Raw genomic sequence first — 20,500 nt, forward strand, 5'->3', positions numbered from 1 at the left:
TTGTCGTCCTCTTCGTCTAGTTCGGCGGCGCGCCGTCCGAGATCAGGTAACAGGCCTCGGCGATCGCCATGCCGACGGCGCGGCGCAGCGGGCCCACACCGGGTGCATCACGCTCGAGGGCGATCAGCTCCTCCTCGTAGGACGACAGCAGATCGACGAGATTCTGCGCGATCTCACGTGCGCGTTCCTTGTCGGTCCTCACCATCCTGGACTCACGCCCCTCACCATCTATGGCGGCGCTTAACACGGAACGGCCCCCGCCGCGAAGCGAGGGCCGCCTTCCAGTTGAAAATTAACTATCGCGGGAGTGGCGCCGCGTTAGTTTGCGGCGATCGCCCGGGCCGCGCTCTGCGCGGCGATGACCGTCCGGCCTTCCCGCTCGGCGATCCGGCGGAAGGTCGCCAGGGCCTGCCCCACCACCTGGTCCATGTTGTAGTAGCGGTAGGTGGCCAGGCGGCCGACGAAGTGTACGTTGGGGGTCTCGAGCGCCAGCGCCTCGTACTTCTTGTACAGGGCCGCATTTTCGGGCCGCGGCACCGGATAGTACGGGTCGCCGTCGGCCCGCGGGTACTCGTAGGTGATCGTCGTCTGCTTCGAGGACTGCCCCGTCAGGTGCTTGTACTCGCTGATCCGGGTGTAGGGCACGCCCTCCTCCGGGTAGTTGACGGTGCCCACCGGCTGGAACCACTCCTGATCCAGGGTCTTGTGCTCGAACGCCAGGCTCCGGTACGGCAGCTTGCCGTAGCGGTGGTCGAAGTACTCGTCGACCGGACCGGTGAAGATCAGGTGGTCGAACACCGCCTCTCCGCGAACGTCCTCGTAGTCGACGCCCAGTTCGATGGTGATCCCCTTCTGGTCCAGCATGTTCTCGAACATGCGGGTGTAGCCATCGAGCGGCATGTTCTGGAACTTGTCGGTAAAGTACCGGTCGTCGGTGTTGGTCCGGGTGGGCACCCGGGCGGTCACCGACTTGTCGAGCTCCGAGGGATCCATGCCCCACTGCTTGCGGGTGTAGCCGCGGAAGAAGGTCTCGTAGAGCTCACGACCCACGGCCGAGACCACCACGTCCTCCGACGTCTTGATCTTCTCCACCGGCTCGGCGCGGCTGGCGAGGAAGGCCGCGGCGTCATCGTCGGTCTGCAGGTTCAGCCCGTAGAGGGTGTTCAGCGTGGTCCGGTTGATCGGCACCGGCACCAGCAGGCCGCCTTTCACGGAGCCCAGCACGCGGTGCTCGTACGGCCGCCACCTGGTGAACTGGGACAGGTAGTTCGCCACATCGTCCGAGTTGGTGTGGAAGATGTGCGGGCCGTACCTGTGCATCAGCACGCCCGCCGCGTCCTTCTCGTCGTAGGCGTTGCCGCCGATGTGCGGCCGGCGGTCCACCAGCAGCACGCGCTTGCCGAGCTGGGTCGACAGGCGTTCGGCGAGCACCGATCCCGCGAAGCCCGCGCCGACGATCAGATAGTCGAAAGGCTTGCTGCGCGAGGCCGGGCGCACGGCCGGCGCGGCGACGCCCGCCTGGGCCAGCGCCTCGGCGGTCGCCTGCTGGCGCAGGCCGACGGCGCGGCCGATCTCGGCGTTCATCCGGGTGAACGTCTCGTCCCACGACAGAGCCGAGAGCATGGCGTCCACGGCCTTCAGCCAGTCGCCCTTGAGGCGCGACAGGGCCAGGGCCTGGTCGCAGGCGGCGATGAACTCCTCGGGCGTGGAGGCGACCTTCACCGCCTCCAGGTCGCCGTAGTGGCGGACCACGTCCACGATCGGGGTGGAGACCACTGGCCGGCCGCCCGCCAGGTATTCCGGCGTCTTGGTCGGCGAGATGAAGCGGGTGGACTCGTTGATGGCGAAGGGCATCAGCGCCACGTCCCACGAGCCCAGGTACTTCGGCAGGTCCTCGTAGCCCTTGCCGCCCAGGTAATGCAGGTTCGGCCGTTGCGGGAGGTCCGCCGGGTCGATCTTCACCACCGGTCCGACGATGCAGAGGCTCCACTCCGGCCGCGCGTCGGCCAGGGCGGCCAGGAGCTGCAGGTCCATCCGCTCGTCGACCACGCCGTAGAAGCCCAGCCGCGGCCAGGGGATGCCGGCCATGTCCGCCGGCTCCTCGCGCAGGGTGCGGGCCTTGGCGAAGTGCGCCCGGTCGACGCTCGACGGGAAGGGATGGATATTGGGATGGCGGTCGCGCTTGGCTTCCCAAAGCGAGTAGCCGCCGGTGAACACCACGTCGGCCAGCGTCATCAGCTCGCGCTCGAGGATGGTCAGCTCGGGCGGCGCGAACTTGAAGTTCGCCAGCTCGTCCATGCAGTCGTAGACGGTGCATACCGCATCCAGATGCCGCGAGAAGCTGAGCATCATCGGGGTATAGTACCAGCGGATCAGGTCGTTCTCGTTGCCGGCCAGGAAGGTGTCGAGCAGGCCCTTCAGCAGGGCGTCACGTTCCTCGGGCGAACCGCCGTCGGCGAGGACCGGGGTGACCACCAGGACACCGCTGTCGGGACATACGCGGCTGTCGAGGCGGGGCGCCTCCTCCGCCGGACCCGGGACCGGCTCTTCCCAGAAGACCACCTTCCGCCCTTGGGCGAAGCGGGTCATCAGGTGCTGAGGACGCTGGAACACGAAATCCCATCGAAGGTGGGAAAAACAGATCAGGGTCTGACGACCTCGGGAACGCGGCCCAAAAGACGGAGTTGACAATGGCGCAGCGCCTTCAGCGCTCGGGAACCACTGAGTGTTCAAGACCGCATTCCTTTTTGAAAATCGACACACGAAGCCCGCTGTAGTAACTCGCGGCAGCCATAAAGGTTCCCGTGCCTATGCAGACGGGAGCATCACTTCTTCAGTAATCAAAAGCTAAGCGCCACCATCGCTGAGTACACGCGATGGTGAATGTCGGTTGTCCGACTTAGGCGTGGGTCGTCTGGACGGTCCCGCAGCGGCCACCGCGCACGCCGGCGCCGTACTGAGGCGAGCGTTCCCACCGCAGGGCGTCCGAGACGATCTGGTCGAGCGACGAGCAGACCGGCCTCCAATTGAGCAGCGCGCCGGCGCGAGCCGGATCTGCCACCAGGCTCGGCGGATCGCCGGCCCGGCGTGCGCCGACGCTGTGCGGCACGGGCCGGCCGACGGCGCGGCCGACGGCCTCCACCACTTCGAGCACCGAGGCGCCGACGCCGGTGCCCACATTGACAGCCTCGTAGGCGCCGGGCGCGAGCTCGGCCTTCAGCGCCTCCACGTGGGCGGCCGCGAGATCGTTCACATGGATGTAGTCGCGCAGGCAGGTCCCATCCGGCGTGTCGAAGTCGCTGCCGAAGACGGTGAGGGGCTTCCCATCGCCGAGCGCCGCGGCGATGGCCAGCGGGATCAGGTGCGTCTCAGGCTCGTGCGCCTCGCCGATCAGACCGGAGGGATCGGCCCCCGCGGCGTTGAAGTAGCGGAGGGCGACCGCGGTCAGCCCATAGGCGCGGCACTGCGCCTCGATCATCCACTCGCAGGCGAGCTTGGTGTCGCCGTAGGGGCTCGCGGGAGCCTTCGGCGCCGCCTCGGGGATGGTTTCCAGCGCGGCGCGGCCGCCCTGGCCGTACACCGCCGCGGATGACGAGAAGACCAGGCGGTTCACGCCCTTCTCACGCATGGTCGACAGCAGGGTCACCGTGCCGCCGACGTTGTGCTCCCAGAAAAGGTCCGGCTTCACAACCGAGCGGCCCACCTCGATCAGGCCTGCGAAGTGGATCACCGCCTTGACGTTGTGGGCGTCGATGGCGTCGGCCAGCGCGCCCGCATCGCGGATGTCGCCGTGGACGAAGGGACCCCAACGGACCGCCTCCCGGAATCCCGAACTCAGGCTGTCGAAGACCACAGGCAGGAAACCCTGCTCATGCAAAGCCTTCGCGGTGTGTGCGCCGATGTAGCCGGCCCCGCCCGTCACGAGGACGGCGGGCTTCGATCCCCGATCCATGAAGGTCATAATCCTCCGCCTCCTGAACCGTTCCAAAGCTCAATTGCCACGTTCTGGAACGTTCTCCTGAAGCTGAGGCTTTAATCCTCGGGATGTGACGGGAAAGCCAGAGTGTATGCCTGAACTCGAGCTTTGGGGCGGTCACGAATGCACCGTGAACCGCGTCGGCGGGGCGTTCCACGACCAGACGGTCCGTTCGGGACACCACCACCGGATCGAAGACCTCGAGCGGTTCGCGGAGTTGGGGCTAAGCGCCCTCCGTTACCCGGTGCTCTGGGAGCGCGTGGCGCCCCGACGACCGGACGACCTCGACTGGAGCTGGACCGACGAGCGCCTGGCGCGCATCCGCGACCTCGGCATGCGGCCGATCGCCGGGCTCCTGCACCACGGCAGCGGCCCCCGCTACACCAGCCTCGTCGATCCGGGCTTCGCCGAAGCCTTCGCCGGCTACGCCCGCGCGGCCGCGGAGCGCTATCCCTGGGTCGCCGAATGGACGCCCGTCAACGAGCCGCTGACCACCGCCCGGTTCTCCGCCCTCTACGGCCACTGGTATCCGCACCTGGCCGACGAGCACATGTTCTGGGCCGCCCTGTTCAACCAGATCGACGCCACCCGCATGGCGATGCGCGAGATCCGGCGCGTCAATCCGCACGCCAAGCTGATCCAGACGGAGGACCTCGGCCGCACCTATTCCACGCGGGCGGTGAAGCACCAGGCCGACTACGACAACGCCCGCCGCTGGATGACCTGGGACCTGCTCAGCGGACTGGTCAAGCCGGACCACCTGCTGTGGCCACGCCTTGAATCGCTGGGCTTCGGCGACCGCCTGCGGGCCATCCTGGACGACCCATGCCCGCCCGACGTCCTTGGCGTGAACCACTACCTGACCTCGGACCGGTTCCTCGACCACCGCGTGGACGACTATCCGCCCGAGCGCCACGGCGGAAACCAGTTCATGGCCTACGCCGACGTGGAAGCGGTCCGCGTCGCCCTGCCCGCTCCGGCTGGTCTGGAGGGCGTCCTTGAGGAAGCCTGGAGCCGTTATCGCCGCCCGGTGGCCGTGACCGAGTCCCACAATGGTTGCACTCGCGAGGAGCAGGTGCGCTGGGTCCGCGAGGCGTGGGAGGTGGCGCACCGCCTGCGCGCCCGCGGCGCGGACGTCCGCGCCGTCACCGCCTGGGCCCTGCTCGGCACCTACGACTGGAACAGCCTGCTCACCCGCCACATCGGCCACTACGAGGTGGGCGCGTTCGACGTCCGCACCGGCGCGCCGCGCCCGACCGCCATCGCCGCCGAGCTGAAGCGACTGGGAACCGGCTCTGGCGAGATCCACCCCGCCACCCAGGGTCCCGGCTGGTGGCGACGCGACATCCGCATGGAGTTCCGCCCCGCCTTCCGCACTGTGGATTCGCCCGAGCCGCGGCCGGAGTGGCGCACGGGCCAGCCGCCGGCCCGTCCGCTGCTGATCGTCGGCGCCACGGGCACGCTCGGCAAGGCGCTCGCCCGGGCCTGCGAATGGCGCGGAATCGACTACCTGCTCACCTCGCGCGAGCAACTGTCGCTGGCCGACGAGGCCTCCATCGCCCGCGTGCTCGACGAAAGCGCGCCGTGGGGGGTGATCAACGCGGCCGGCTGGGTGCGTGTGGACGACGCGGAGGCCGAGGCCGCCGCCTGCATGGCCGCCAACGCGGACGGCGCGGTGCGCCTCGCCCGCCTCTGCCGCGACCGCAGCCTGCCGATGGTGGGCTATTCAAGCGACCTGGTGTTCGACGGCCGCACGGACCGTCCCTACGTGGAGAGCGACGCGCCCCGCCCGCTCAACGTCTACGGCCAGAGTAAGGCGCAGGCCGAGGCCGAGATCCTCGACCTCGGCGGCCAGCCGCTGATGATCCGAACGGCGGCGTTCTTCTCGCCCTTCGACGCCTTCAACTTCGCGTCCCACGTCCTGCGGACCGTTGGTTCGGGACGCGAGCTGACCGCCGCCGAGGACCTCGTGGTCTCCCCCACCTATGTGCCGGACCTGGTGGACGCGACATTGGACCTGCTGATCGACGGCGAGACCGGCATCCGGCACCTCGCCAACACTGGCGAGGTCTCCTGGGCGGAGTTCGCCCGCCGGATCGCCCGCGCGCTGGGTCTGGACGAGAGGCTGGTGCGGGGAGTGGCGTGCGCCACCTTCGGCTGGCCCGCGCCGCGACCGGCCTACGCGCCGCTCGGCACCGAGCACGCTCAGGTGATGCCCAGCCTGGAGAACGCCATCGCCCGGTACGCCGCGATCGTCACCGACGCCGAGTTCGTGGCCGAGGCCGAGGCGATCGCCGACGGCCGCCCGAACCTCTTCATGCGCAGCCCACGCGGGGAGCAGCAGGAAGAGGCCTAGGCGCGCTCCCTCCCCGCCCGGAGAGGGAGCCGGGGCCCCGTCAGCCGAGCGGCTTCTGGTAGGTAGGGCCCTCTTCGTCTTCCTCGACCTCGAACAGCTCCTCCTCGTGTTCGGAGAGGAGCTCGTCCAACGCGTCGATGACGGCGTCCAGTTGCTCGGGCGAAGCGGCGAACTCGTGCTTCTCGCCGGAGTCGTCCTCCAGGGTCAGGACGAAGTCCGTTTCGCGCACGTCGATGGAGAAGCGGCTGAGCTGTTTCATGGGGATCCCTCCGTTCGGGAGCTAAACCCCCGGCCCCCCTGGGTGGTTCAGCGGAGCTTGCCGACGGCTTCGACGACGCGAGCCGCCTTCTCGCGCGTCTCGGCGACGGTCTGCCCGGCGCGGTAGAGTTCGCCGCCCAGCCCGAAAGCCCGCGCCCCGGCCGCCCACCAGTCGGCCATGGAGTCGGGGCCCACCCCGCCCACCGCCCAAACCACGGCCTCCGGCGGCAGCACCGCCTTGATCTGCTTCACGTGCGCCGGGCCATAGGTGACCGCGGGGAACAGCTTCAGGTGCTTCGCGCCCGCTTCGATGGCCGCGAAGGCCTCGCTCGGCGTCGCGAACCCGGGCGCGGGATCCAGCCCGAGCTCCACGGCGCGGCGGATGACCGCCGGCTGGGTGTTCGGCGAGACGATGATCCGCCCGCCCGCGGCGGCCACGGCGTCCACGCGCTCGGCCGTCAGCACGGTGCCGGCGCCCACCGCCATTCGATCGCCGAACTCCGCCGCCAGCTTGCGGATGCTCTCGATCGGATCGGGGGAGTTCAGCGGCGTCTCGATCCCGAGCACGCCCGCCTCGAGCAGGGCGGCGGCGTGGTCCAGGACCTCGTCCGTCCGGATGCCGCGGACAATGGCGACCACCGGGCAATGCGCGAGCGCGTCGTCGAGGGTCATGAGGCCCCTCCCAGCTTGTAGAGCGCGAAGAGACCGGCCACGGCCGCCGCTTCGCCATCGAAGGTCTCGTGCGTCACCCCTCGCGCCGCGAGGGCGCGTTCATAGAGCTCGCAAAGGCGGGCGTCGCCGAGCAGCGTGACGCGGGCCTGCGGGGGCACGCCGAGCAGCCGGGGAACGGCCGCGACCTCGGCCCCGATCAGCAGGCCCGAGAGGTAGCTCGGCGTGCTCTCGGCGGACCGGCCGCCGCCGACCACCCGGGCGCGGGCGGTGAACAGGCGGGCCGCGAGCGCGTCGCCATCCCCCGCCGCCGCCAGCCCCTGGCCGAAGGCGTCCATGTCGTCGGCCGGCGCATCGCTCTTCAGCACGCTGTGCTTGCCGAGCACCGCAAACAGCTCGCCGGTCATGGCGGTCACGAAGCGGACGAGGCGGCCGTCCTCCACCAGCATCCACTTGGCGTGCGTGCCCGGATGGCAGACCACCTGCCGGCCGCGGCGGCGGTCGGGGTGCTGGGCCAGCCAGCCCATGAGCTGGGTCTCCTCGCCCCGCATGACGTCGGGGCTGCCGGCCAGGCCCTCACTGCGCATGCCCGGGACGATCCGCACCCAGCCGCCATGCGCCTCGACCGCCACGAGGCGGCGCGCGAGATCGTTCAGGCCGGCGGGACAATCCGCATAGGGGGCGACGGTCCAGCCGAGGTTGGAGCCCACCATGCCGCAGAGGATCGCCGGCAGCCCCTCGGCGCCGAATGCCGGACGAACCTCCGCCTCGAACCGCCGGGCGGCCTCACCTGGCGCAAGCCGCGAGACGCCGAGGTCGAACTCCCGGTGCTCGACGATCCTGCCCTCGGCATCGAGGGTCCAGGCCCGGAGGTTGGTGGTGCCCCAGTCGCAGGCGAGCAGCGCGGCTTCGGCCATCACAGCCTTCCCGCGTCCACGATCATGTTCTGGCCGGTCATCATCCGGCTGTCGTCGCTGGCCAGGAACAGGGCGGCCCGCGCGATGTCCTCGGGCATCAGCCGGTCCTTCAAGGCCACCTGCTTGGCCCAGTCCGCCTCGGCCTCCGGCGTCAGCCAGAGCTCGAGCTGGCGCTCGGTGATCACCCAGCCCGGCGAGAGCGCGTTCACCCGGATGCGGTCGGGGCCCCATTCGCGGGCGAGTCCCTTGGAGAGCGAGTTGATCGCCCCCTTGGCCGCCACATAGGTCGCCATGTCGGCGGGTCCCCAGATGGCGTTGATCGAGCTCACGTTGACGATGGAGCCGCCGCCGGCCGCCTTCATCATCGGGTAGACGGCGGTGGCGGCGACGAAAGCCGGGTCGAGGTTCACCGCGAGCCCGCGCCGCCAGGCCGCGATGTCGGTCTCCTCGGCCTTGTGTCGGGTGTCGTTGGCGACGTTGTTGATCAGCACGGTGACCGGCCCCAGCGCCGCCGCCGCATCGCGGATTGCGGCCTGCAGCGCCGGCACGTCGGTGACGTCGCACTGGCGGAACCAGGCGCCCTCGCCCAGCGCCGCGGCGAGATCGCGGCCCTCGCCCTCCTGCAGGTCCACGAAGGCGACTTTCGCGCCCTGTCCGTGGAACTGGCGCACGAACTCCGCGCCGATGCCCGAGGCGCCGCCGGTGACGAAGACAACCCGCCCCTGCAGGCTCGGATAGCTGGCGTAGGCCATCAATGGCTTTCCCGCGTCACTTCGCTGGACGACTTGCCCACCAGGAAGCTGAGGTCCGCGCCCTGGTCGGCCTGCATCACCGTGTCGATGTAGAGCTTGTACCAGCCGCGGGTGAACTGCGACGGCTTGCGTGCCTGCTCCCAGGCATGGCGGCGGCTGACCAGCTCCACCTCGCTGACCAGCAGGTTCAGCGTGCGGTTCGGCCCGTCGAACTCGATCTCGTCGCCGTTCTGCACCAGCGCCAGGGGGCCGCCGGCCTCGGCCTCCGGCGATACGTGCAGGATCACCGTGCCGTAGGCTGTGCCGCTCATCCGCGCGTCCGAGATGCGGACCATGTCGCGCACGCCCTTCTGGAGGAGCTTCGGCGGCAAGGCCATGTTGCCCACCTCCGGCATGCCCGGATAGCCTTTGGGCCCACAGCCCTTCAGCACCAGCACCGACGTCTCGTCGACCTCCAGGTCCGGGTCGTCGATGCGGGCGTGGTAGTCCTCTATATCCTCGAACACCACCGCCCGGCCGCGGTGCGTCAGCAGCGAGGGGGTGGCGGCGCTCGGCTTGATGATCGCCCCGTCGGGACAGAGGTTGCCGCGCAGCACCCACACGCCCGAGGACGGACCGACCGGCTGCTGCACCGTGCCGATCACGTCGCGGTTCCAGACCTCGGCGGCCTCGGCGATCTCGCCCTGGGTGTGGCCGGAGACGGTGATCGCCTCGCGGCGGAAGACGGAGCCCAGCTCCTTCATCACCGCCGGGCAGCCGCCAGCGTAGCAGAAGTCCTCCATCAGGTACTTGCCCGACGGCATCAGGTTGACCAGCAGCGGGCTTTCCCGGCCGATCCGGTCGAAGTCCTCCAGCGTCAGCTCCACGCCAACCCGGCCGGCCAGCGCCAGCAGATGCACCACCGCATTGGTCGAGCCGCCGATCGCGGCGTGCATCAGGATCGCGTTCTCGAAGGCCGCCCGCGTCAGGATCTGCGACATGCGCACGTCCTGCTTCACCAGCTCGACGATCCGGTTGCCGGTCAGGTGGGCCAGCGTCTTGCGCCTGGAGTCCACCCCCGGCAGGGCGGCGTTGTTGGGCAGGCTCATGCCCAGCGCCTCCACCAGGCTGGCCATGGTCGAGGCTGTGCCCATGGTGTTGCACACACCGTGGCTGCGGCTCATCGAGCTCTCGGCCGAGAGGAAGTCCTTCAGCGTCATCTCGCCGGCCCGCACCGCCTCCGAGAAGCGCCAGACGTCCGTGCCCGAGCCGATGTCCTTGCCGTGCCACTTGCCGTTCAGCATCGGCCCGGACGAGACCACCATCGCCGGCAGGTCCACGCTGGCCGCGCCCATGAGCTGGCCAGGCGTGGTCTTGTCGCAGCCGCCCAGCAGCACCACCCCATCGATCGGATTGGCCCGGATGCTCTCCTCCACCTCCATGGCCAGCAGGTTGCGGAACAGCATGGCCGTGGGCCGCATCTGCGTCTCCGGCAGGCTCATGGCCGGGAACTCGATGGGCACGCCGCCCGCCTCCCACACCCCACGCTTCACGTACTCGGCCAAGTCGCGCAGATGGAACTGGCAGGTGACCAGCTCCGACCAGGTGTTGCAGATGCCGATGATCGGCCGACCGTCGAAGACGTGGTCCGGCAGGCCCGTGCCCTTGATCCAGCTCCGGTGGATGAAGCCGTCACGGTCGAGCTTGCCGTAGCTCTTCTGGCTGCGCAGCGGTTTGTCGGCCATGCGCCTGACCCTCTTTTGCTCGGAGATGCGTCTCCTTAACCCCCGAGCGGGCGCGCCGGTTCAGCCCTGGAAGGCGGGAAGCGCCAGCCCCCTCACGCCCGGCTCGAAGGCGAACAGGCCGCCGGCCAGGGGCTGGCGTTCGCGGGCCTGCGGCGACAGCTCGTCCCAGGCGCTGGTGATGTAAAGCGTGGTCAGGTCCGGACCGCCGAAGGCGCAGCTCGTGGGCTGCTCCACCGGCACCTCGACGATGCGGTTGATACGGCCGAAGGGGTCGTAGCGGACGATCCGCCAGGCGCCCCACTGCGCGTTCCAGAGGTAGCCCTCCGCGTCGATGGCCGAGCCGTCGGGCGAGCCGGTCTCGCCTCGCGTGTGGGCGAACTCACGCACCTTGGAGAGGTCGCTGACCTGGTGGGTGAACAGGGTCTGCAGCTTGCTGTCGGCCATGTAGAGCAGCTTGCCGTCACCGCTGACCGAGATGGTGTTCGGGATGTGTATGCCGGTCAGCACCTTGACCGTCCGCATGTCCGGACCGGTGCGATAGACGGCGCCCGGGCGCTTCCCGCCGTCGTCGTCCATGGTGCTCCACCAGAACCGGCCCTGCGGGTCGATCTTGCCGTCGTTGGTGCGGAAGCCCTCGCCAAAGTCAAAAGGCTGGACGAGTTCCAGCGTCCCCTGCCCCGGATCGCAGAACGCCAGTCCCTTTTCGGTGGCCATGAGCAGCCCGCCGGAGGCCCTGGGGGCTGCGGCGCTCGCGCGCAGGGGGAGCTCGAATGTCCCACGCGCGTCGGTGGAAGGCTCGTACCAGCTCAACCTCCGGCCCTTGATGTCGAACCAGTACAGCCGCTGCTCAGCGGTCGCCCAAATCGGCCCTTCTCCAAGCTGATCAGAGGCTTGGACCACGCAACGCACCGACAACCGTCTCTCCTGTGCTCAGGCCGCCGCCGAATCGTGTGACAGTTCCGCGAACACTGTTGTCGCGCGGCTGCGACATCCTGACGTCGGCGTTTTGGTTCCGTTCAGAGTCTCGGGTCTACTATCTTAGTCGACAGAATCGGGAGGGGATCCCACAGATGTCGCTGTCCAGTTATTCCGACGTTTTTTCGATCAGCCACGAGCGCGAGTACGACGAAGAGATCGGCGTCGGCGACCTCGTCCGCACGGGTCCGAACCTGTTCCCGCACTTCGAGGTCATCGCCGTGCACGGCGACAAGGCCTGGGTCCGCAACGTCGTGAACGGCGCGGACCATCTCGCCCTGGTCTCCCGCTGCCGCAAGATCAACGGCCAGACCCTGGCCGAGGCCGCCGAGTAACCCATTCCATCCTCCCGCCGCTTCGCGCGGCGGGCGACACTTGAACCGAGCCTGCGCCCCGGAGTTTAACCGGCTTCGGGGCGCCGTGCATTTGCGCGGCTATTCGGAGGACGCGTCATCTCCGCCTTCATGTTCGCCACCGGGATCGAGAACAGCATCCCGAAGATCAAGAACGGCCGCGTGCGCGTGGACCAGATGGAGTCCTGCGGCCACTACCGCCACTGGCGGAAGGACTTCGAACTCGTGGAGGAGCTGGGCCTGCGCTACCTGCGCTACGGCCCGCCGCTGCACACCAGCCTGCTTGGCCCCGAGTGCTACGACTGGGAGTTCTCGGACGTCACCTTCGCCGAGCTGAAGCGCCGCAACATCGTTCCCATCGTCGACCTCTGCCACTTCGGCGTGCCCGACTGGATCGGCGACTTCCAGAACCCCGACTTCCCGGAGGTGTTCGCCCGCTACGCCGCGGCCTTCGCGCGGCGCTTCCCCTGGGTGCAGCTCTACACGCCGGTGAACGAGATGTTCATCTGCGCCCAGTTCTCCGGCAAGTACGGCTGGTGGAACGAGCAGGGCACGACGGACCGCACCTTCGTCACCGCGCTCAAGCACATCGTGAAGGCCAATGTCCGCGCGATGCAGGAGATCCTGAAGATCCGTCCCGACGCGATCTTCATCCAGAGCGAGTCCTCGGAGTACTTCCACGCCGAGAACCCCGCCGCCATCAAGCCGGCCGAGATCGAAAACTCCAAGCGCTTCCTGTCGCTGGACCTCAACTACGGCCACCGGGTCGACTCGGAAATGTACGAGTACCTGATGGACAACGGGATGACGCGGGAGGAATACCACTTCTTCCTCGGCAACGCGCTGCACCACCACTGTATCCTGGGCAACGACTACTACTGGACGAATGAGCACCGCGTGGCCGCCGACGGCACGCATCGCGCGTCCGGCGAGATCTTCGGCTACAGCGAGATCACCCGGCAGTACTACAACCGCTACCGCCTGCCGGTGATGCACACCGAGACCAACATCGTCGAAGGCCCGAACGGGGACGAGGCGGTGAACTGGCTTTGGAAGGAGTGGGCCAACGTGCTGCGCGTGCGCAACGACGGCGTGCCGACCGTGGGCTTCACCTGGTACTCGCTGACCGACCAGATGGACTGGGACACGGGCCTGCGCGAGGACAACGGCCGGGTGCACCCGGTGGGGCTCTACGATCTCAATCGCGAGATCCGACCGGTGGGCCGCTCCTACAAGCAGCTCATCGCCGACTGGGGCGAGGTGCTGCCCACCCAGAGCGTCTGTCTCTCCGTGCCCATCGTGCCGCCGGCCGAGTACGAGGAGCCCGCCGCACAGCGGCACCGGGCCGAGGCGCGGCACCTGCGGTCCGTCGAGCTCGCGGCCGGCGACAGTCGGCAGGCCTGACCCGTGGACGAGGCTCCGCAGATCGGCGGCGCCCCGGCCGTCCGCCTCCGCGCCCGCGATCTGCCCTTGGCGGGTCCCGCCTTCACCGAAGCCGTGGTGCTGCCGGGTCGCGGCATGATGCTGCTGCAGGCGCGCCTGCGCCTCCCGTCGGGCGAGATGACCGACGCGCTTCACGCGCCGCCGCTGGAGGAGGCCGCTCGCGAACTCTCCGGCGGGCCGGACGACTTCGCCGGCAACCGGGCCTTCGCCTTCGGTGGCGCCCTGCTGATCCCGTTCGCCAACCGGATCCGCGGCCGCGCCCTGCACGGGTCGCGGGAGATCGAGGCGATGGTTGACGGCCGTCGGGCCCGCCTGCCACGCAACTGGGGCGGCAAGGCGGAGGGCGCCGAGCAGTACGCCATGCACGGGCTGATCCTGGACGCCCACGTGCCGTTCGCGGCCGAGGCCGACCGCGTCCGCGGACGTTTTGCGGCCGGCGACTTCGGCGGCCGGTGGCCGGGCGCGGCCGACCTTGACTTCGAGTACCGGCTCGCGGGCGGCGCGTTGCTGCTGCGTGTCGAGGCCCGCAATGTGAGGCCGGAGCCGCTGCCCCTGGGCGTCGGCTGGCACCCCTACTTCCAACTCCCGAGCGGCGATCGCACTCAGGCCCGGCTGCGGCTGCCCGCCGCCGTGCGCACCGAGGTGAACGACTACGACGAGGTGCTGCCCACCGGGCGGCTCCTGCCGACCGCCGGCACGGCTTACGACTTCGGCGCGCGGGACGGGGCGGCGCTGGGCGACCTCTACCTCGACGACTGCTTCACAGGACTGCGCCGCGAGGCGGGCCAGGCTGTGGTCGAGGTGCTCGATCCGGCGGCGGGTGTCGGCCTCCGGATCAGCACGCCGACCCCCGAGGTGAAGGCCGTGCAGGTCTACGCCCCGCCTGAGAAGCCGTTCGTCGTGGTGGAGCCGCAGTTCAACCTGGCCGAGCCCTACGCCGACATCTGGCCGCCGGGCGCCGACACCGGCATGGCGCGCATCCCGCCTGGCGGCCGCCTCGCCTACGAAGTGCGCCTCGAGGCCTTTGCCTTAGGAACCTGAGTAACATCCATTGGTTACCCCGGGCCAGACGAGGGCGCCATGGACAGAGCGAGACGGCCGGCCGCCCCCCGAGGGACGGCGGAGATCATCGATTTCGACGCGGCGATGCTGGCGGCCTGCCCGCCTGAGTTGCGCGAGGACCTGCTGACGGAGGCGGCCATGCTGGCCGACGCCTGCCCCGCGGAGGACCGGCCGCGGCAACTGGAGGCGATCGCCCAGACCCTGTGCGAGGCCGAGCGGCAGGACCAGGCCGAGCGGGCGCGGGCCCGTCGGCTGGCGGCCGCGCTGCGTACGATCGCCCGGAGCTGAGCCTATTCGGCAGCGGCCACGCCGTCCGAAGCCCGCGCCTTCTTCCGACGGGCGGGCTTGTCCAGCAACTTGCGCAGCTTGGCCGCCAGCAGCGTCGTCTCGTACGGCTTGTCGAGCAGCGGGAACTCGGCGTTCTCGATCACCGCCCCCTCGCCCACGAAGCCGGATGTGAGAAGCACGCGCAGGTCCGGCCGGATCTCGCGCGCGGTCCGGGCGAGGCTCACCCCGCTGACGCCGCCGGGCATGACCACGTCGGTGAACAGGAGGTCGATCTCGGCCCCGGAATGGATCACCTCCAGCGCCTCCGCGGCGTTGGTGGCGGTGGTCACGTGGTAGCCGAGGCCCGTCAGCATATCGAGCGTCAGCGCCAGCACCGTGGAGTCGTCCTCGACCACCAGGATGCGTTCGTCGCCCCCCTCGATGGTCTTGGCCCGCTCCGACGGCTTCACCGCCTCGGCCGGGTTCGACGACGCCGGCAGTACGAGCCGGAAGCTGGTGCCGCGGCCCGGCGTGCTCTCGAGGCGGACCTCGCCCTCCGACTGCTGCACGAAGCCATAGACCTGGCTGAGACCCAGGCCCGAGCCCTTGCCCACTTCCTTGGTGGTGAAGAACGGTTCGAAGACCCGCTCGCGGATCTCCTGGGACATGCCCACCCCGGTGTCCGATACGTCGATGGCGATGCGGCCGTCGTCCCGCCGCGTGGCGATGGTGAGCACGCCGCCCTCCGGCATGGCGTCCCGCGCATTGACCGCCAGGTTGAGCAGCGCGGTCTCGAGTTGAGTGGGGTCCACGTGGGCGCACAGCGGCTCGTCGGCGAACGCGAGGTCCACCGTCACCGCCTCCCCGACCGCCTGCCGGATCAGCGGCGCGAAGTCGTGGATCAGCACGTTCACGTCAATGGTCACGGGCGTCAGATGCTGCCGGCGCGAGAAGGCCAGAAGCTGTCGGGTCAGGTCGCGGCCCCGCTCGGCCGCCTGGCGGATGGCGTCGATGCGGCGCATCCGGCGCGCTTCGTCCTCGGCCTTGCGGGCCATCATGTCGATGTTGCCCAGCACCACGGTCAGCAGGTTGTTGAAGTCGTGGGCGACGCCGCCGGTGAGCTGGCCCACCGCTTCCATCTTCCGGGCCTGGGCGAGCTGCTCCTCCAGGCTGTGGCGGTCGGTGGCGTCGAGGATGACGCCGAAGATCTCCCGCGGTCCGCCGTCGACGGCCGCGGCGATCACCCCCTGGTCGTGCAGGACCTTGTACTGGCCGTCGGCGCACAACCAGCGGAACTCGCAGGAGTAGCGACCCGTCTGGGCGGCCCGGCTGAAGGCCTCGACGACCCGGTCGAGATCGTCCGGGTGGATGCGGCTCGTGCCGAACTCCGGCTCGTCCGTGAACCGGCCGGCGGGGAAGCCGGTGATGTCCTTCACCGACTCCGAGACGAACTGCGGCGCGAACGGCGGTTCGATGCTGCGGGAGGTGAAGACGATCGGCAGCGACTGCAGGATCGCCTCCTGGCGGGCTTCGGTGCGGCGGAGCGCGCGCTCGGTGAGGTCCTTCTCGGCCTTCACGCGGGCGTGCTCGTCCAGCAGCCACTGCTGGTAGGCGGACTGTCGCTTGATCTCCTCGGTCTTCAGGTAAAGGTCCGTGAGGACCGTCACCTTGGACTTCAGGATGAACGGGTCCACGGGCTTGAAGACCACGTCCACCGCCCCGGCCGAATAGGCCTGGAAGACGTGCGCCTCGTCCCGGAAGATCGCCGTCAGGAACACGATCGGCGTGTCCCGCGTCCGCTTACGCGAGCGGATCAGCGCCGCCGTCTCGTAGCCGTCCATCCCCGGCATGTGCAGGTCGAGGAGGATGAGCGCGAACTCCTCCGTGAGGAGGCGCCGCAGCGCCTCCTCGCCGGAGCGGGCCACCACCAGCTCATGGCCCAGCTCCTCCAGCGCCTGGACCGCGGCGAAGGCGTTCCGCTCGTCGTCGTCGACGATGAGGATCCGGGCCCTGAGCGGCTGGTCCAGGTCGGGCGGGGCCTGAGGCTCCGCCCGCCAGGTCCGCGTCAGCGCGCTGGCGGGTGAAGGTCGCGTCACGTCAGCTCGCTTGCGGGATCAGGGAGACGACCGTGTCGCTGGCCAGCTTCATGGCGTCGGCGCGCTGGATCGAGACGCGCAGCACCGAGACCAGGTGGTCGATGTCCACCGGCTTGGAGACGTAGTCGGAGGCCCCGGCCTGGATGCACTTCTGACGGTCTCCCTTCATGGCCTTGGCGGTCACCGCGACGATCGGCAGGTCGGTGAGTCCGGGCCGCGAACGGATTTCGCGGATCGTCTCGTAGCCGTCCATGTCGGGCATCATGATGTCCACAAGAACCACGTCCACATCCGGCTTGGCGTCCAGCACCTCGAGCCCGGCGCGGCCGCTTTCGGCGTAGCTGAGCTCGATCCCATACTCCTCGAGGGCCGAGGCCAGCGAGAAGATGTTGCGGATGTCGTCATCGATGACAACGACCTTGCGGCCGGCCAGCACGGCGTCGTCATGCTTGCTCTGGCTGAGCTTGGCCTTGGCCGGCGCGGACAGGCGCTCCAGCGGCTCGTGCAGCAGCAGGCTCGCCTGGTCGACGAGTTGGTCCGGGGTGCGCGCCAGGCGGACGAGACCACCGACCACCGCCAGCCGCAGCCGCCGGTCGTCCTCAGCGTCCAGTTCGGCGGGGGCGTAGACCACCGCCGGCACCATCCGGCCGTCCGACTGCTTCAGTTGCTCGACGAGATCGTGGATCGGCAGCGCCGAAGCCTCGACCATCAACCCGTCCGGCCGGTCGGATTGCGGCCGCGCCAGCACCGCGGCGAGGTCCGGGACGACCTCCACCTGGGTGAAGCACTGGCGCAGCGTCTCGGCTGCGTCGCCATCGGAGCCGACCAGCACGATCCGGCGCTCCACCTTCTCGACGAAGCTCTTCACGCCCTGGAGGGTCGAGACGACCACCTCGCGCTCCACCGGCTTGTGGGTGAACCCGAAAGCGCCCATCGACAGGCCAAGGCCCTTCTGGTCGTCGGCCGAGATCACGTGCACCGGGATGTGCCGGGTCTCGGGCGTGCGCTTCAGGAGGTCGAGCAGCGCCAGGCCGTCCATGTCGGGGAGGCCGATGTCGAGCATGATCGCGTCAGGGCCGAAGCGCCGGGCCAGCGACGGCGCAGCCGCCCCCTCGCCCGTCACCACGCCCTTGAACCCGCTCTCGTGCACGAGGCTGAGCAGGATCGAGGCAAAGCGCGGATCGTCCTCGACGATCAGCACCACCGAGTCGCCGGACCGGATGCTGTCGCGGTCGTCGGCCACGGCCTCCACCGGCTCCTCCGAGAAGGAGGACGGCATCAGCATCGGGCGCGGCAGTTGCGGCATGGCGGCCGGACGGCTGGTGGACGGCGTCTGGGTAGCCGGGCTGAAGTTCAGCGGCAGGAAGAGGGTGAAGGTCGAGCCCTTGCCGGGGGTCGAGGCCACCTTCAGTTCGCCGCCCAGCAGGCGGGTGATCTCGCGGCTGATCGAGAGGCCCAGGCCCGTGCCGCCGTACTTGCGGCTGGTGGTGCCGTCGGCCTGCTGGAACGCCTCGAAGATGATCCGCTGCTTGTCCTCGGGGATACCGATGCCGGTGTCCTCCACCGAGAAGGCCAGCACCTGGCCCGCGGTGTTGAGGTGGTCGTTGGTGGTGTTCCAGCCGCCGTGGGCGCGGGCGACCTTCAGCTTCACATGCCCCTTCTCGGTGAACTTGAAGGCGTTCGAGAGCAGGTTCTTGATGATCTGCTGCAGGCGCTTGTCGTCGGTGTACATCGACCGCGGCAGCGCGCCGTCCAGCTCCACCTGGAAGTCCAGCTTCTTGTCCGCCGCGAGCTGCGAGAAGGTCCGGTCGACCTGGTCCCGGAGGCTGGCGAAGGACATCTCGCCGATGTCGAGCGTGACGGTGCCGGATTCGATCTTCGACAGGTCGAGGATGTCGTTGATCAATCCCAGCAGGTCGGTGCCCGCGTCGTGGATGTTGCGGGCGAACTCCACCTGCTTGTCGGTCAGGTTCCCCTGACCGTTGTCGGCCAGCAGCTTCGACAGGATCAGCAGCGAGTTCAGCGGCGTGCGCAGCTCGTGCGACATGTTGGCCAGGAACTCGGACTTGTACTTCGAAGTCAGCGCGAGCTGCTCAGCCTTCTCTTCGAGGGCCAGCTTCGCCTGTTCCACTTCCCGGTTCTTGGCTTCCACCTGCTGGTTCTGCACCGACAGCAGGTGCGCCTTCTCCTGCAGCTCGGCGTTGGTCTGCTGCAGCTCCTCCTGCTTGGCGCGGAGCAGTTCCTCCGACTGACGCAGCGACGCGGCCTGCTGTTCCAGGCGGTCGTTGGTCTTCTTCAGCTCTTCCTGCTGGGCCTGCAGTTCCGAGGTCAGGAGCTGCGACTGCTTCAGCAGGCCTTCGGTCCGCATGTTGGCGGCGATGGTGTTGAGCACGATGCCGATGGATTCCATCAGCTGGTCGAGGAACTGCTGCTGGGTCTCGTTGAACTCGCCGAAGGTGGCGAGCTCGATCACCGCCTTCACCTCGCCTTCGAAGAGGGCGGGCAGGACGATGATGTTGGCCGGGGGCGCTTCGCCGAGGCCAGACGAGATCTGCACATAGTCCTTCGGCACGTTGGTCAGCAGGATGCGCGACTTTTCGTATGCGCACTGGCCGATCAGGCCTTCCCGCAGCTTGAACTGGCTGGCCAGGTGCTTGCGGTTGTTGAAGGCGTAGGAGGCGGCGAGGTTGAGGACCATTTGGCCCTCGTCGTCACGGTCGCTGACGTAGAACACGGCGTGCTGGGCGTTGATCAGCGGCGCCAGTTCCGAGAGCACCAGGTTCGACACGGTCGACAGGTCGCGTTCGCCCTGCAGCATCCGGGTGAACCGGGCGAGGTTGGTCTTCAGCCAGTCCTGCTCGGTGTTCTTCAACGTCTGATCCTTCAGGTTCCGGATCATCTCGTTGATGTTGTTCTTCAGCTCTTCCACCTCGCCCGACGCCTCGACGGTGATCGACCGGGTCAGGTCGCCCTTCGTCACGGCGGTGGACACCTCGGCGATGGCGCGCACCTGGGTGGTCAGGTTGGCGGCCAGTTCGTTCACGTTGTCGGTCAGGTCGCGCCACAGGCCGGCGGCGCCGGGCACGCGGGCCTGGCCGCCGAGCTTGCCTTCCGAACCCACTTCGCGGGCCACGTTGGTCACCTGGTCGGCGAAGGTGGCCAGCGTCTCGATCATCCCGTTGATGGTGTCGGCGAGCGCGGCGATTTCGCCCTTGGCGTCCAGGGTCAGCTTCCGCTTCAGGTCGCCCATGGCCACCGCGGTCACGACGTCGGCGATGTTCCGCACCTGGCCGGTCAGGTTGGCGGCCATCATGTTCACGTTGTCCGTCAGGTCCTTCCAGGTGCCGGCCACGCCGGGCACCTGCGCCTGGCCGCCCAGCTTGCCTTCGGTGCCCACTTCACGCGCCACCCGGGTCACTTCCGACGCGAACGAGTTGAGCTGGTCCACCATGGTGTTGATGGTGTTCTTCAGCTCAAGGATCTCGCCCCGCACGTCCACGGTGATCTTCTTGGACAGGTCGCCCTTGGCCACCGCGGTCGTCACGTCGGCGATGTTACGGACCTGGCCGGTCAGGTTGGCGGCCATCAGGTTCACGTTGTCGGTCAGGTCCTTCCAGGTGCCGGCGACGCCCTTCACCTGCGCCTGACCGCC

The 20,500-nt window shown here is 68.9% G+C and carries 16 protein-coding genes; 5 read left to right on the forward strand and 11 right to left on the reverse strand.

Translation table 11 applies throughout. The features are described 5' to 3' along the window. Positions 1–16: 16 nt before the first annotated feature. The 3 genes from ACE3Q8_RS20915 to galE all read right to left on the reverse strand — a co-directional run bounded on the left by ACE3Q8_RS20915 (position 17) and on the right by galE (position 3,961). Positions 17–205 carry a hypothetical protein gene (locus ACE3Q8_RS20915; RefSeq protein WP_374472546.1) on the reverse strand — a complete coding sequence of 63 codons (189 nt, stop codon included), beginning with the start codon at positions 203–205 and terminating at the stop codon, positions 17–19. A gap of 113 nt (positions 206–318) precedes the next feature. Beyond that, positions 319–2,613: a UDP-galactopyranose mutase gene (gene glf / locus ACE3Q8_RS20920; protein WP_374472548.1), complete on the reverse strand. Its 2,295-nt coding sequence runs from the start codon at positions 2,611–2,613 to the stop codon at positions 319–321. A gap of 286 nt (positions 2,614–2,899) precedes the next feature. After that, entirely contained in the window at positions 2,900–3,961 is a 1,062-nt protein-coding gene (galE, locus tag ACE3Q8_RS20925; protein ID WP_374472550.1) for a UDP-glucose 4-epimerase GalE, read from the reverse strand. A gap of 106 nt (positions 3,962–4,067) precedes the next feature. On the opposite strand from galE, the gene ACE3Q8_RS20930 reads away from it, so the two are divergent. Beyond that, positions 4,068–6,332, forward strand: coding sequence for a family 1 glycosylhydrolase (locus tag ACE3Q8_RS20930; RefSeq protein WP_374472551.1), 2,265 nt, complete (start codon positions 4,068–4,070; stop codon positions 6,330–6,332). A gap of 40 nt (positions 6,333–6,372) precedes the next feature. Here the strand turns inward: ACE3Q8_RS20930 and ACE3Q8_RS20935 are convergent, their stop codons facing one another. The 6 genes from ACE3Q8_RS20935 to ACE3Q8_RS20960 are packed head-to-tail and all read right to left on the reverse strand — an operon-like array spanning position 6,373 to position 11,561. After that, entirely contained in the window at positions 6,373–6,591 is a 219-nt protein-coding gene (locus ACE3Q8_RS20935; RefSeq protein ID WP_374472553.1) for a hypothetical protein, read from the reverse strand. Between the two features lie 47 nt (positions 6,592–6,638). After that, entirely contained in the window at positions 6,639–7,262 is a 624-nt protein-coding gene (locus ACE3Q8_RS20940; protein ID WP_374472554.1) for a 2-dehydro-3-deoxy-6-phosphogalactonate aldolase, read from the reverse strand. Further along, the gene (locus ACE3Q8_RS20945; RefSeq protein ID WP_374472556.1) at positions 7,259–8,176 is read right to left on the reverse strand and encodes a 2-dehydro-3-deoxygalactonokinase; all 918 of its coding nucleotides are present in this window, start codon (positions 8,174–8,176) and stop codon (positions 7,259–7,261) included. Before ACE3Q8_RS20945 ends, ACE3Q8_RS20940 begins: the two co-directional genes overlap by 4 nt. After that, entirely contained in the window at positions 8,176–8,928 is a 753-nt protein-coding gene (locus tag ACE3Q8_RS20950) for an SDR family NAD(P)-dependent oxidoreductase (protein ID WP_374472558.1), read from the reverse strand. The genes ACE3Q8_RS20945 and ACE3Q8_RS20950 overlap by 1 nt, the downstream gene beginning before the upstream one ends. Continuing rightward, complete coding sequence (locus tag ACE3Q8_RS20955; protein WP_374472559.1) at positions 8,928–10,652, reverse strand: IlvD/Edd family dehydratase; 1,725 nt, start codon at positions 10,650–10,652, stop codon at positions 8,928–8,930. Before ACE3Q8_RS20955 ends, ACE3Q8_RS20950 begins: the two co-directional genes overlap by 1 nt. 60 nt (positions 10,653–10,712) lie before the next feature. After that, the gene (locus ACE3Q8_RS20960) at positions 10,713–11,561 is read right to left on the reverse strand and encodes an SMP-30/gluconolactonase/LRE family protein (protein ID WP_374472573.1); all 849 of its coding nucleotides are present in this window, start codon (positions 11,559–11,561) and stop codon (positions 10,713–10,715) included. Between the two features lie 161 nt (positions 11,562–11,722). Between ACE3Q8_RS20960 and ACE3Q8_RS20965 the strand changes: the two genes are divergently transcribed. The 4 genes from ACE3Q8_RS20965 to ACE3Q8_RS20980 all read left to right on the forward strand — a co-directional run bounded on the left by ACE3Q8_RS20965 (position 11,723) and on the right by ACE3Q8_RS20980 (position 14,773). After that, a complete protein-coding gene (locus tag ACE3Q8_RS20965; RefSeq protein ID WP_374472561.1) occupies positions 11,723–11,962 on the forward strand; it encodes a hypothetical protein in 240 nt (79 codons plus the stop codon). Positions 11,963–12,091: 129 nt separating this feature from the next. Continuing rightward, complete coding sequence (locus ACE3Q8_RS20970; RefSeq protein WP_374472563.1) at positions 12,092–13,384, forward strand: family 1 glycosylhydrolase; 1,293 nt, start codon at positions 12,092–12,094, stop codon at positions 13,382–13,384. A 3-nt stretch (positions 13,385–13,387) separates the two neighbouring features. Next, complete coding sequence (locus ACE3Q8_RS20975; protein ID WP_374472565.1) at positions 13,388–14,464, forward strand: aldose 1-epimerase; 1,077 nt, start codon at positions 13,388–13,390, stop codon at positions 14,462–14,464. A gap of 39 nt (positions 14,465–14,503) precedes the next feature. After that, positions 14,504–14,773 (forward strand): hypothetical protein, encoded by a 270-nt coding sequence (locus ACE3Q8_RS20980; protein WP_374472567.1) that lies wholly within the window; start codon positions 14,504–14,506, stop codon positions 14,771–14,773. 2 nt (positions 14,774–14,775) lie between these two features. Here the strand turns inward: ACE3Q8_RS20980 and ACE3Q8_RS20985 are convergent, their stop codons facing one another. Together ACE3Q8_RS20985 and ACE3Q8_RS20990 are read right to left on the reverse strand one after the other, a co-directional pair. Continuing rightward, positions 14,776–16,848, reverse strand: a complete 2,073-nt coding sequence (locus ACE3Q8_RS20985) for a response regulator (RefSeq protein WP_374472569.1) — start codon at positions 16,846–16,848, stop codon at positions 14,776–14,778. Between the two features lies 1 nt (position 16,849). Further along, on the reverse strand, positions 16,850–20,500 hold a 3,651-nt coding region (locus tag ACE3Q8_RS20990), incomplete at its 5' end, for a response regulator (protein WP_374472571.1).

The organism is Phenylobacterium sp., assembly GCF_041913825.1.
In the GTDB taxonomy this organism is placed as follows: Bacteria; Pseudomonadota; Alphaproteobacteria; order Caulobacterales; family Caulobacteraceae; genus Phenylobacterium.